Origin of the sequence: Kangiella shandongensis, assembly GCF_020005365.1 — a bacterium.
In the GTDB taxonomy this organism is placed as follows: domain Bacteria; phylum Pseudomonadota; class Gammaproteobacteria; order Enterobacterales; family Kangiellaceae; genus Kangiella; species Kangiella shandongensis.
In genome coordinates this window covers 108463-121044 of sequence record NZ_JACNML010000004.1, presented here as the reverse complement: position 1 = coordinate 121044, position 12582 = coordinate 108463, and the positions used below count along the sequence as shown (strand labels likewise).

Here is a 12582-nt window from a genome sequence, read left to right as displayed (position 1 = left end):
TTATTGGCAATTGACGATCAGGCGCCCGCGATGTTTGTTATCGATCAATTCTTCGAAATACGGTGAAACGTCTTTCAGGGCAATTTCTTTGCTTAAAATTTTATCAAAGTCCGGTAAAGGACTCTTTTTTCCAAACTCATACCAAAGCTGTTCACGTAACGGCATCGGGCAATTCGTCGAACTCACACCGAGCAAACTCACACCTCTTAAAATCAACGGTAGCACTGTTGCCTGTAGCTTTGGACTTTGAGCAAGACCAATGCAGGCAATATTACCCCATAAATCAATATTGGCCATTAACCGACTTAAGGTTTCTCCACCGATATTATCGATCAGTCCCCCATAAACACCCTTGGCTAAGGGCTTATCGCTTAATTCAAGTTCGCTCAGGTTTTTCACTTCTGTCGCGCCCAAATCTTTCAAGTAATCATGCATAGAAGACTGACTGGTAATGGCGACAGTGTCATAGCCTTTTTTACTTAATAGATTAACCGCAAAACTGCCGACACCACCGCTGGCACCCGTCACAACAATGGGTCCCTGATCCGGTGTTTGCCCGTTGACCTCCATGCGGTGAATCGCTAAAGCGGCTGTAAAACCAGCGGTACCAATAATCATGGCATCTCGAGATGAGTATTGTTCTGGTTGCTTCATGACAAACTGACTATCGACTCGCGCGTATTGCGCCAGGCCACCATCAAAGCTTTCCCCAAGTCCACTGCCATTGACAATAACGGTATCGCCTTCTTTAAGACCTGGCCCCGTGGTTTCAACTACAGTACCGGCTAAATCGATCCCCGCATTCAAAGGAAAGGACTTTAAAATTGCCCCCCGTCCACTGGCGGCCAGGGCGTCTTTATAATTAATGCTGGAATAATCGACCTTAATCAGGGTGTCCCCCTTACTCAGTTCATCAGTTTCCATTTCGACTAATTGGTGATGAATTTGTGGCTCATTAAAAACACGGCAGGCTAAGAATGACACGGTGACTCCTTACTCTGATCTAATCGCACGTCATTCCCGCGAAGGCGGGAGTGAAGAATAAAAATAAACTGCTCCAGTCTAACGAATGACGTGCCTAAAAGTTAAATTAATTCTAGCTTTTGTTACTTTGGGTTCTTTCGGAACTTGATGCAGCCAATATTGCTGAGTCGTTCCTTGCATCACCAATAGACTACCAGAAGTCAGTAGCATTTTGTGTCTCAATTTTGGATTCTTTTTGTGCTTTAAGTGAAAAGCTCGGGTGGCCCCCAGGCTAACGGAGGCAATCACTGGCTTTGGCCCTAACTCCGCCTCGTCATCAGCGTGCCAGCCCATACTGTCCTCGCCATGACGATATAAATTGCATAACACACTATTGAAATCACAACCTAAAGTCGTTTCCAACTTCTTTTTTATCGACAATAAAGGCTCAAACCACGGCTCCGGGTGATGCACTTTACCTGAATACCGATACCTCGCTTCTGGATCGCCGTACCAGGCGATTAAACGTGGGACTTTTCGCTGCCGCCCTGCAATCCATAAAGACTCCTCCTGCCAGTCAACCATGGAATACAAAACGTTATAAAAATCAGTGACTTGACTAGAATCATAAAACTGGTTTTGGAACCTTATTTCCGCACCTTCGGGCTCACCAACATCGTCACTCGGTAGCGAGACCTTTTCCAGTCCGCTCGATAGATTTAAATCAAACTGCTGCATAATTAACACTTTACCGAAACCTTAAAGACAGTGGAAGCTGTGCAAAATTCATACAAAGCTGGGCGAAAATGTCCGATTTTCCTTGCTTTCAGCCGCTTCATCGCTAAACTAATCGGGTCTGTTTTGGGCTTAAATTGCATTGATACTCAGCCCGGGACCTAATAACTATAAGTTCAATAGTTCGATTTTTTAAGTATTCATTCACAAATTCGATAGGAGTCTGCCGACAATGACGGCTCAGAGTAATACAACGAATTCTGGAAATGAGAAGACTTTCCTGGGGCACCCGAGAGGTCTAATCATTTTATTCTTTACGGAGATGTGGGAACGTTTCTCATACTACGGTATGCGTGGCCTTCTAATCATCTATCTTACGCAGCATTTCTTATTTTCCGATGAGAAATCAACCATCCTATACGGAGCTTACACGGCCCTTGTATATGTAATGACCATTATTGGTGGTTCATTAGCCGATAGATACCTGGGTACCAGAAAAGCGGTAACCTTTGGTGCCATTTTATTGGTCATGGGACACATCGGGATGGCCTTTGAAGGCAGCGGCTCCAAAGAACTAATGACCTACTCGGATCAGGAGTATCAACTAACCCTTGATGGGCGTGGTGGCGATGCTCGACAGATCATCAAAACTGAAAAAGGTCAGAGTTATGTCAAATTTGGTAATCAAACTTTAGAAATCGGCAATGCTGCAGCTCTCGGTTTACCAAGCAAGCTGGGCGGCTTCGATTACGAAATTGTTAATGGTGATAAAGAGCTTCAGAGCAAAAATAAAACCGTTAAAACCTTAACCTACAATGGTGAAGAATATCAGCTGGTTGAGCAGGGCGAAAGTGATAAGAAGACGCTAACCATAGAAAAGGATGGCGTCAAAGGCACCGTGGTTAAAAGCGATAATCGCGCCATGACCTTCGGCACCAATCCGACACTTTATCTGTCAGCGTCTTATCAGCTGGGACCTCAGGTACCGACTAAGATCAACGGTTTTGACTATACCTTAGTAGATAGCGAAACTCAGGGAGCGACCGAAATTCGCACCATCCAGTATGCAGGTAATGAATATACCCTGACCAAAACAGGTAATGGCGGAGAAGCGACCTACTTAATGGAAGGGGATAAAGGTGAGTCTGAAGTTCAACTGAAAGCACCTCATGACCTTAAAATTTCTTCAGGTGAAGCGCTAGGCCTACCAGCAGTTATTGAAGGTGATGAGTATCAGAACCGTATTGAGCGTCAAGAAATGTACGTAAACATCCTGTACTTATCGCTGGCCTTAATTATTGCAGGTGTTGGCTTCCTGAAAGCAAACATTTCCACGATTGTTGGTTCATTATACGGTTTCGGCGATACTCGCCGTGATTCGGGCTTCACTCTGTTCTACATGGGTATTAACCTTGGTTCGCTATTATCGTCTCTGACTTGCGGTATTATCGGTATCGTCTGGGGCTGGGCTTACGGCTTCGGTTTAGCTGGCATTGGTATGGTGCTCGGTCTGGTGATCTTTATCTGGAAAAGTGAATGGTTGGAAGGTAAAGCGGAACCACCAAATCCTGCCAAGCTTAAAGAGAAAGTATTCGCTTTCCTTAATTATGAGTGGATGTGCTACCTGATTGGTGTCGGTATTATCGCTATCTCCATGTTCTTCGTCATGAATGCAGAAATCATGGGTGATATCTTCGGCTTCCTTGGTATTGGCATGTTCCTTATTCTGGTGGCTTACGCCATTATTAAACTGGAAGGCGATGAACGCCACCGTATGTTTGCTGCGATTTACTTTATTCTGGCACAGATCCCATTCTGGGCACTGTTCGAGCAGGCTGGTTCTTCATTGAACCTGTTCACAGATCGCCTGGTTGACCGTAGTATGATGGGCTGGATCGTTCCAGCGCCAGTATTCCAGTCATTGAATGCAGGCTATATCATTATCTTCGCACCAATTCTTGCGTGGCTGTGGAGCTTCCTGGCTAAGCGCAAGCTGAACCCACCAACGCCAGTAAAATTTGCTTTTGGTGTTTTCCTTTGTGGTTTCGGTTTCTTAGCGCTTGTTGGCGGTATCGAAGCATCAGGTGAAGTGGGATACACAGCCGTATACTTTATTTTTCTGATTTATTTATTGCACACCCTTGGTGAGCTGATGGTTTCTCCGGTTGGTCTTTCAGCGGTAACTAAGCTGGCCCCAGCGCAGGCTGTAGGTATGACCATGGGTGCCTGGTTCCTGTACAGTGGCCTGTCAAACTTCCTGGCCGGTGTTATTGCGAAAACTACTGGTGCAGAAACTATTGGTGGTCAATTAACAGATGTTGCAGCGGCAAAAGCGACTTACGCCGACGTTTATACTAACGTGAGCTATGTTGCGATGGGAATAGCGCTGTTTATGTTAATAATCTCGCCATTGATTAAGAAGCTAATGGAAGGTGCCGAATAATCACTACTAGTTATAAAAAAAACCAGCCTTCGGGCTGGTTTTTTTATGCTTAAAGCTATTGTCTTACTAAGCGAGTATTTAGCTCAGAATGGCCCTCGACATTACTCCGCCATGGATTGATATCCAAGCCACCCCGTCGCGTATAACGTGCATAAACCGTCAGTTCCTGTGGCTGACAGATATCCATAATATCGGTAAAGATACGCTCCACACACTGCTCATGGAATTCATTATGATTGCGGAAGGAAATAAAATAGCGCAGTAGAGATTCGTGATCGATCTGCTGGCCTTTATAACGCACCAGCACCGTAGCCCAGTCCGGTTGAGAGGTGATCAAGCAATTGCTTTTCAGTAAATCACTTCGCAAATACTCTTCAACGGCTTTATCATGCGTTTTAAGTAAGCTGGCGTCGTAATCATAGTAATCGACCTCAATATCCAACTCATCAATTAATACCGTTTCTGTCTCGATCACTGGGACACTTTTCTGATAATAAGCTAACCGATAAAGGTTCACGCTGACCTCACCACCGGCGGCTTGTGACAGATCCTTCTGCAGCCGATGCTGCACTTCTTGCCAGGTATCAAAACGTGTCTGATTATATGAGTTCAAATACAGTTTAAAAGACTTCGACTCGATAATGTTCGCAGTATCATAAGGAAACTCGAATACACCGATAGCCACCTGCGGCTTACCTTTACCATTAAGCCAGGACAGTTCATAACCATTCCAGAACTCACTGCCATGAAACGGCAGACCTTTTTTTAAACCGAGCTCATCTCTTTTAAGCTGTCGCGCGACAGGGAACAGTAAGCTCGCATCGTACTGCTGCGGGTAAGACACCTCCTTACCTAAAGGAATAGTTTTGTCTGTCATAAACCTACTCTCCTACTTTATCCGAAAGTAAACCGTGATCTCTTCTCGATCGTGATACAAATGCTTAGCCTGCCAATGATATTTTAATTCTTCCTCTTCCAGGCGCTCACAAATCAAGCCAATACAATCAGCGACTTCCTGGAACCGCTTTTTCATAGGCAGTTTCAGGTTGAATATGGCGTGTTTAGCATGAGAACCTTCCAGCCAGGTCGCCATCAGATTAGCCACCAACGATGGTTTTTCGACCATATCGCAAACCACAACATCAACCGATTTTTCTGGCAGCCAGCTAAAAGCATTTTCCTTAAAATGCTCCACCTGTTCCGTTGCCATCAGCTTTTTATCCATAGGGCCATTATCAATGGCCGCAACTTGCAGCCCACGCTCAACTAATTGATACGTCCAACCACCGGGAGCCGCACCTAAATCGGCCGAGGTATTACCCAGTCTAAAAACCTGATGCTGCTGTTTTCGTGACATCAAGGTCTGGATCGCTTCGTCCAATTTCAAAGTCGAACGACTCGGTGCCTGTTTAGGTGCTTTTAGACGCAAAATACCGCCTTTTTGTGCGCTCGAGCGCTCCACCGGTGAATAGCCGACCAGGCAGTTATCGTTAGCGATAAACAATACATGCAAGCGGAACTCACTGTCATCATGAATCAGTCCCTGCTTTTCCAGCGCTATCGTCAATGGCGTTGAAAACTTTTTACAGAATTTGGATAACTCGCGTCCCTCATTACTATCCAAATGCTCAACCAGTACACTGTGTGCCATTGCGACATCGGTACAGACATCAATAATAGGGCTAATGCGATCATCCAGTGACATCTTTTCCAATTCAGCTTTTGCCCAAAACCACTGTCTGGCAAAAACGATGTCGTCCAGATCGAGGATTTCAAAAAACTGCTCCGCACTCTGTTCATCGAATAGAAAAAAGCGCACATAACCTGAATCGGTCTGAGCGTTAGCATAACCAGCTAATTCACAGGCATTTGCAATCGCCTGTACTTCTGCAGCACAATCCGATTCAAAGCCGGGACGACAAAAAAAGACGAAAGGAGCTTGTTGCATATAAAGAGTCTTAATTTAGACCAGTGAAAGATTCAGCGATCTTAACACACACATCCCCTCATTGATTAGGGATTTACCTTATGCAGTGCTAGAATATGCCCACTTTCCATGGCTAACATAAACCGGTGACATGGCCCATTACAGCAAAGAACAAATCTCAGATCTAAAAAAAGACCTGATGGTCGAAACAACCCTCAACGGCTTCCCGATGAGTTTCGATACCACCTGGGGAATTTTTTCCCCAAAAACGATAGATGATGGCTCCATCATGTTACTGAAGTATCTCGACGTACAACCGGATGACAAGTGCCTTGATCTGGGGTGTGGTTACGGCGCTTTAGGATTAACCATAGCAAAGATGGCCCCTCAGGGTGAAGTAATCTTGGTGGATAAGGATTATGTAGCCGTTGATTACGCCCAGCGCAATGCTCGTAAAAACCAGTTGAATAATGCGAGAGCCAGACTCAGTAATGGTTTTTCAGAAGTGCCGGAAAAAGACTTTAATGTCATGGTATCGAATATTCCGGCGAAAGTAGGTAATGAGCTGTTATATATATTCCTGCACGACGCCTATAAACGCCTGGCTCCTGGCGGCCGTCTCTACGTGGTGACTATCACTGGTCTGAGGGATTTTATGAAGCGCGCTTTTAAAGAAGTTTTTGGTAACTATAAAAAGCATAAGCAAGGACCTGCCTACACCGTGGCCAGCGCGGTTAAAGAAGAGTAACTGTCATATAGCCTGTTTATTTTCTAAACAGGCTTCACACTGTCATCTTACCGTCAAAAAGTTTTCACATTTCCTGTGGATAACTTTGGGGAAAAATTGCTTAAACCTTCGCATAAGCTATAAAACATGGTGCACCCCAACAAACTGTTCACTTTTTATACAATTTTTACGTTTTCTTTTTACTTTCAATAGGTTAACATCTTATCTATAGACTAAAAACCGCCTGTTTACTTCTTAAACGGGGGCAATCCCTTATAACATAAGCCTTATATGGCGATTGTGGATTTCTAATGATTATTTTGTCATGTAGCAAAATACACTAAGCGAAAATATCAAGTCATTTTTGCACTTTTTACACAGGTGAGCATTTACTTACTACATACCCTCTGCCGCTAAGCAAAAAACCAATACCCGATCAAAATTGCAGCAACCATTCCAGCCAAATCCGCAAAAAGACCACAGCCTAATGCATGGCGAATTTTCTTAATGCCGACAGCACCAAAATAAACCGTTAAGACATAGAAAGTCGTTTCTGTACTTCCCTGAATCGTCGCCACCATGTAACCGGCAAGAGAATCCACTCCCTGAGACTCCATTGTTTCCAGCATCATGGCCCTCGCTCCACTGCCACTAAATGGCTTCATCAACGCCGTCGGCAAAGCTTCAACAAAGCGCGTATCCAGCCCCAGACCTGAGAATAGCCAACTTAAGCCTGAGGCGAATGCATCCAGTGCACCGGAAGCTCGTAGTGCGCCGATCGCAGTCAACATGGCAACAAGGTATGGGATAATAGTTACAGCGACTTTAAAGCCTTCTTTAGCCCCTTCCACAAACTCTTCATACACTGCCAGCTTGCGTCGCCAACCATGAAGCAATATCAACACAATGGCAGCCATTAACAAAAAGTTTCCCAGCGCAGAGCTGACTTCAGACATTTTCCCAGCGGGCAGCAAGAATAAAGCCGTGACCAAACCACCGATAGTTGCGGCAAATACCAAGAAATACAAACCAACCACGCGATTAATGATCGACAGCTTTTGTACCCAGGCAACAGCTAATAAACCAAAAAAGGTCGAAGCACTGGTGGCTAATAAGATAGGCAGGAAAATAGCCGCCGGATCCGAGGCTCCCATCTGCGCCCGGTACAACATGATAGTGATCGGAATAATGGTCACTGCCGAGGTATTCAGCACCAAAAACAGTATTTGTGCATTCGTGGCGGTCGATTTGTTCGGATTTAATTCCTGGAGCTGCTCCATGGCCCGAATCCCCATCGGGGTTGCCGCATTGTCGAGGCCCAGCATGTTGGCAGCCATGTTCATACTGATACTGCCCAGCGCTGGATGGCCCTTAGGAACTTCTGGCATCAACTTGGTAAAAAGAGGAGCCAATAAGCGAGCCAACTTGTTTACCAGGCCGCTCTGCTCAGCTATTCGCAATAACCCTAACCAGAAAGCCAGGACACCGATCAAACCAATCGCAATAGTGACACTGAGCTTGGCCATATCGAACAGAGATTTTACCAGGTCGGGAAACGCGGCCTGATTCCCACCCACCAACCAGTCAAAGGTTGCCAGGGCAAAGGCAATGACAAAAAAGAACAACCAGATAATATTCAGCATAGGGTTATGACTTATCGTTTATTATGAATTCGGGCGCCCACCAGCATAATCTACTGCATTCGGTCATCATCGGCAATTTCCCGGCTCGCTCCGCCCTTACTAACTGAGGAACTCATCTGCCTTACAGTCTTGACCTTTGCCACCCCCAGTGATTTCGTTAAAAACGGGACTCTAACTGTATATTTTTCTTTATATATTCGTCACTTAAATTTTTGAGCCTGCAAATTCCGATAAAGTGACTAAATCCAAGTTATCTTCATGTATAATAGCGTCAGTTTTCATCTTGTTCAGCAATTTTTAGTGTGTAGCCATGACAGATAAACGCAACAAACTCGAGTTTAACAAATTACAAAAACGCCTGCGCCGTAATGTGGGAAAAGCCATTATGGACTTTTCCATGATCGAGGATGGCGATAAGGTGATGGTCTGTCTTTCTGGCGGCAAGGACTCTTATACCCTGCTGGATATCTTGATGAACCTGCAGAAAAGCGCTCCGGTCAAATTTGAGCTGGTCGCCGTCAACCTCGACCAAAAACAACCCGGTTTCCCGGAAGACGTTCTGCCAAACTATTTATCCTCCATTGACATTCCTTTTGAGATCATCGAAGAAGACACCTACAGCGTGGTGAAGCGCGTCATTCCAGAAGGCAAGACCACCTGCGGCCTCTGCTCTCGTTTGCGTCGAGGCATTATTTATGGCTGGGCTGAACGTAACGGCATCACCAAGATTGCACTGGGGCACCACCGCGATGACATGATCGAAACTCTGTTCCTGAACATGTTCTTTGGCGGGGCCATGAAATCCATGCCACCGAAGCTGAAAAGTGACGACGGCAAACACATTGTGATCCGCCCGCTAGCTTACTGCAAAGAGAAAGATATCGCTCAATTCGCCAAAGCCAAAGCCTTCCCAATTATTCCTTGCAACCTTTGTGGATCGCAGGAAAACCTGCAGCGCCAGAACATCAAGATGATGCTACAAGACTGGGATCGCAAATACCCTGGACGCGTTGAAACGATTTTTAAGGCGATGAGTAATGTTGCCCCATCCCACCTGGCCGATACGGATCTGTATGATTTTCAGGGCTTATCGCAGGATGCTTTTTCGCAAAAAGCAGGCGGTGATACTTTGTTCGACGCACCCGACTTACCGCAACCGCCTGTCGAGCAGGATGATGAAGAGGTAACCGAGCCTTCGAATAACAGCATTCAGTTTGTAAATATCGGCTAGATATGAAACAGATTTAGAAAAACTATTCGCCAATTGCTGCGTCCTTGTTAAGATGGTCCGATGAGCTAATTACCATTAAAGACTATGAAAGCAAACCCTGCTGAAACACTTGAACAGTTTGAACAAGACTACCCTGTAATACTGCCGATCCGTGTTGCATGGGGCGAAATGGACGCCTTTCAACACGTTAATAATGTCAGTTACCTGCGCTACTTTGAAAGTGCTCGTATCGCATATATGGAGGCAATGCACATGGAAGCCGACATCAAGAAATCGCCAGTCGGCCCTATTTTGGGCGATATCTACTGCCGTTATCGTCGACCTGTTTTTTATCCGGATACTTTACATATCGGCACTAAAGTCAGTGAAATTGATGAGTTTGGCTTTGTGATGGAGTATCAGGCCTTCAGTGAAAAGCAAAAGACGGTCACCACCTTGGGCTACTGCAAAATTGTCATGCTGGACTACCGTACAGGTCAAAAAGTCACAGTCAAAGGCGATATACTGGACAAAATTCTGAAACTGCAACCAGAGCTACTGACCTCTTAATCCGTTACCTGTATTACTTTGCAACCAGCCCGCCCATAACCTTAATATAAACAATAGGTTATATTTTTTTACAGCACGCGGCTGGTTGTACAGTTCTCGCTTTAGAGAAATATTCTGTAACGATTCGGCAAACTCCCACCCTTCCACTCCCCTCCATTTCTGGTAGTATGTTGTGCTAGAAAAATTCTAATTTCACGATAACTACACAGGTGTTCTATGAAAAAACTGATCGTAAGCTCAGTGTGCTTAGCAGTTTTGGCAGCTTGTAATTCTGACAACAATCAGGATAAGGCTCCAACAGAAACAGCAGCGCAAAGCAATGAGCAACAAGTTGTAAAAGCTGACAAAAAAGTTGAACAGAAAAAAGAAGCCAAGCAGCAACTCGTTTCCGGGATCGATACTGAGTATTTTGATAACTCAGTGCGTCCACAGGATGACTTATTCCGCCACGTTAATGGTAAGTGGCTTAAAGAGTTTGAAATCCCAGCGGATAAATCAAACTATGGTTCTTTCACGAAATTGGCAGAGCAAGCTAAGAAAGATGTGCGCGCCATCATTGAAGAAGCTGCACAAACTAAAGCGGAAAAAGGATCTGAAGAGCAACAGGTGGGGGATCTTTTCGAAAGCTACATGAACACTGCGCAGCTTGAAGAGCTTGGTACCAAGCCTCTTCAGCCAGAGCTGGAGCGTATTGATGCGATTGAAAACTTGTCCGATCTGTCGGAATACATTGCTTACGCACAAATGGTCTCAACCTCACCATTCAGCACTTATGTTTATGTTGATGCGAAACAACCAGATACTTACATCACTCAGATGAGTCAAAGTGGTCTGGGTTTACCAAGCCGTGATTCTTACTTGAAAGAAGATGAAAAGAGTCAAAAAATCCGTGACCAATATGTTGAGCATATCGCCAAAATGTTCGCACTTGCCGGTGTCGAAGGCGGTGAAGAAAAAGCAGCCGAGGTCATGGGGCTTGAAACCAGCATCGCGCAAAAACACTGGCCGAAAGAAAAGCTACGTAACCCCGTTGCTCGTTATAATAAATTGAGCTTCGCGGATCTGCAAAACACGCTTTCAAATATCGACTGGGCACGCTGGCAGGAAAACTCAATGCTGGAAGGTGTTGACAATGTCATCGTTGGTCAGCCGGACTACTTCGCTGCCTTAAACGACATGTTAAAAGAAGTGCCGCTGGAAGACTGGAAAACTTACTTCAAATGGCACGCGATTACAAATAGCGCCAGCTTCCTGACCAAAGAAATGGACGATGAAAACTTCCGTTTCTACAAAGGTGTGCTAAGTGGTGTTGAAGAGCAGGAACCTCGTTGGAAACGCGGTGTTAACGTCATCAACGGCACGCTAGGCGAAGTTGTTGGTAAAATTTACGTCAAAAAGCACTTCAAACCAGAAGCCAAAGAGCGCATGGTTGAACTGGTTGAAAATTTACGTCGAGCCTATGCCCAGGGCATTAAAGAGCTTGACTGGATGAGTGAAGATACCAAGAAACAGGCGCTTGATAAACTCAGCAAGTTTACACCTAAAATCGGCTACCCTGATAAGTGGAAAGATTACTCCGATCTGGAAATTAAAGACGACGATCTATACGGTAACATGAAGCGTGCAGCTTTGGTTCAAGTTAAGAAAAACCGTGAAAAACTGGGCCAGCCAATTGATCGTACCGAATGGTTTATGACGCCACAAACGGTTAACGCTTATTACAATCCAGTCATGAATGAAATCGTGTTCCCTGCGGCAATCCTACAACCTCCTTTCTTTAACATGGAAGCGGACGATGCTGTAAACTATGGCGGTATCGGTGCTGTGATCGGTCACGAAATGGGTCACGGTTTCGACGACTCAGGTGCACAATACGATGGTGACGGTAAATTACGTAACTGGTGGACTGAAGACGATTTAAAAGAATTCACCAAGCGTACCGATAAGCTCGTTGCTCAGTACAGCGATTTCACCGTATTAGACGGAGTACACGTCAATGGCGAATTTACTCAGGGCGAAAATATCGGTGATCTGGGTGGTTTAACGATTGCTTACAAGGCATACCAACTGTCGAAAGAAGGTAAAGAAGCGCCTGTGATCGACGGTCTAACTGGCGATCAGCGTGTATTTTTTGGTTGGGCACAGGTATGGCGTCGTAAGTATCGTGATGAAGAACTACGTAAGCGTATCGACACTGACCCACACTCGCCAAGCGAATTCCGTGCGAATGGTACAGTACGTAACATGCCTGAGTTCTACGAAGCATTTGACGTAGAGCCAACGGATGAGATGTACCTGGCGCCTGAAAAGCGCGTTAAAATCTGGTAATCATCAGATAAACCAAAAAGCCAGAGCAATGCTCTG

Annotated in this window: 10 protein-coding genes; 5 read left to right on the top strand and 5 right to left on the bottom strand. The window is 45.2% G+C overall.

Annotated features, from left to right (window positions below):
- Nucleotides 1–984 (bottom strand): YhdH/YhfP family quinone oxidoreductase, encoded by a 984-nt coding sequence (locus H7708_RS05640; protein ID WP_223669501.1) that lies wholly within the window; start codon nt 982–984, stop codon nt 1–3.
- A 78-nt stretch (nt 985–1062) separates the two neighbouring features.
- On the bottom strand, nt 1063–1701 hold the full coding sequence (locus tag H7708_RS05635; protein ID WP_223669500.1) for an alpha-ketoglutarate-dependent dioxygenase AlkB family protein: 639 nt from the start codon (nt 1699–1701) through the stop codon (nt 1063–1065).
- A gap of 229 nt (nt 1702–1930) precedes the next feature.
- Here H7708_RS05635 and H7708_RS05630 point away from each other — a divergent pair, with 229 nt between their 5' ends.
- Complete coding sequence (locus H7708_RS05630) at nt 1931–4141, top strand: peptide MFS transporter (RefSeq protein ID WP_223669499.1); 2211 nt, start codon at nt 1931–1933, stop codon at nt 4139–4141.
- Between the two features lie 55 nt (nt 4142–4196).
- Here the strand turns inward: H7708_RS05630 and queF are convergent, their stop codons facing one another.
- On the bottom strand, nt 4197–5018 hold the full coding sequence (gene queF / locus H7708_RS05625) for an NADPH-dependent 7-cyano-7-deazaguanine reductase QueF (RefSeq protein ID WP_223669498.1): 822 nt from the start codon (nt 5016–5018) through the stop codon (nt 4197–4199).
- 12 nt (nt 5019–5030) lie between these two features.
- Nucleotides 5031–6089, bottom strand: coding sequence for a 23S rRNA (cytidine(2498)-2'-O)-methyltransferase RlmM (rlmM, locus tag H7708_RS05620; protein WP_223669497.1), 1059 nt, complete (start codon nt 6087–6089; stop codon nt 5031–5033).
- Between the two features lie 130 nt (nt 6090–6219).
- Between rlmM and H7708_RS05615 the strand changes: the two genes are divergently transcribed.
- The gene (locus H7708_RS05615) at nt 6220–6816 is read left to right on the top strand and encodes a class I SAM-dependent methyltransferase (RefSeq protein ID WP_223669496.1); all 597 of its coding nucleotides are present in this window, start codon (nt 6220–6222) and stop codon (nt 6814–6816) included.
- Nucleotides 6817–7208: 392 nt separating this feature from the next.
- On the opposite strand, the gene H7708_RS05610 is transcribed toward H7708_RS05615, so the two are convergent.
- Nucleotides 7209–8438: a nucleoside recognition domain-containing protein gene (locus H7708_RS05610; RefSeq protein WP_223669495.1), complete on the bottom strand. Its 1230-nt coding sequence runs from the start codon at nt 8436–8438 to the stop codon at nt 7209–7211.
- 310 nt (nt 8439–8748) lie between these two features.
- Between H7708_RS05610 and ttcA the strand changes: the two genes are divergently transcribed.
- The 3 genes from ttcA (at nt 8749) to H7708_RS05595 (ending at nt 12546) form a co-directional block, all read left to right on the top strand.
- Nucleotides 8749–9669, top strand: coding sequence for a tRNA 2-thiocytidine(32) synthetase TtcA (gene ttcA, locus H7708_RS05605; protein ID WP_223669494.1), 921 nt, complete (start codon nt 8749–8751; stop codon nt 9667–9669).
- An 84-nt stretch (nt 9670–9753) separates the two neighbouring features.
- Nucleotides 9754–10218, top strand: a complete 465-nt coding sequence (locus H7708_RS05600; protein ID WP_223669493.1) for an acyl-CoA thioesterase — start codon at nt 9754–9756, stop codon at nt 10216–10218.
- Nucleotides 10219–10434: 216 nt separating this feature from the next.
- Nucleotides 10435–12546, top strand: a complete 2112-nt coding sequence (locus H7708_RS05595; protein ID WP_223669492.1) for a M13 family metallopeptidase — start codon at nt 10435–10437, stop codon at nt 12544–12546.
- Nucleotides 12547–12582: the final 36 nt, after the last annotated feature.

Excerpts from the sequence above, each read along its gene's own strand:
- H7708_RS05635 (WP_223669500.1), bottom strand. The coding sequence starts at position 1,701 with ATGCAGCAGTTTGATTTAAATCTATCGAGCGGACTGGAAAAGGTCTCG.
- H7708_RS05630 (WP_223669499.1), top strand. The coding sequence starts at position 1,931 with ATGACGGCTCAGAGTAATACAACGAATTCTGGAAATGAGAAGACTTTC.
- queF (WP_223669498.1), bottom strand. The coding sequence starts at position 5,018 with ATGACAGACAAAACTATTCCTTTAGGTAAGGAGGTGTCTTACCCGCAG.
- rlmM (WP_223669497.1), bottom strand. The coding sequence starts at position 6,089 with ATGCAACAAGCTCCTTTCGTCTTTTTTTGTCGTCCCGGCTTTGAATCG.
- H7708_RS05615 (WP_223669496.1), top strand. The coding sequence starts at position 6,220 with ATGGCCCATTACAGCAAAGAACAAATCTCAGATCTAAAAAAAGACCTG.
- H7708_RS05610 (WP_223669495.1), bottom strand. The coding sequence starts at position 8,438 with ATGCTGAATATTATCTGGTTGTTCTTTTTTGTCATTGCCTTTGCCCTG.
- ttcA (WP_223669494.1), top strand. The coding sequence starts at position 8,749 with ATGACAGATAAACGCAACAAACTCGAGTTTAACAAATTACAAAAACGC.
- H7708_RS05600 (WP_223669493.1), top strand. The coding sequence starts at position 9,754 with ATGAAAGCAAACCCTGCTGAAACACTTGAACAGTTTGAACAAGACTAC.
- H7708_RS05595 (WP_223669492.1), top strand. The coding sequence starts at position 10,435 with ATGAAAAAACTGATCGTAAGCTCAGTGTGCTTAGCAGTTTTGGCAGCT.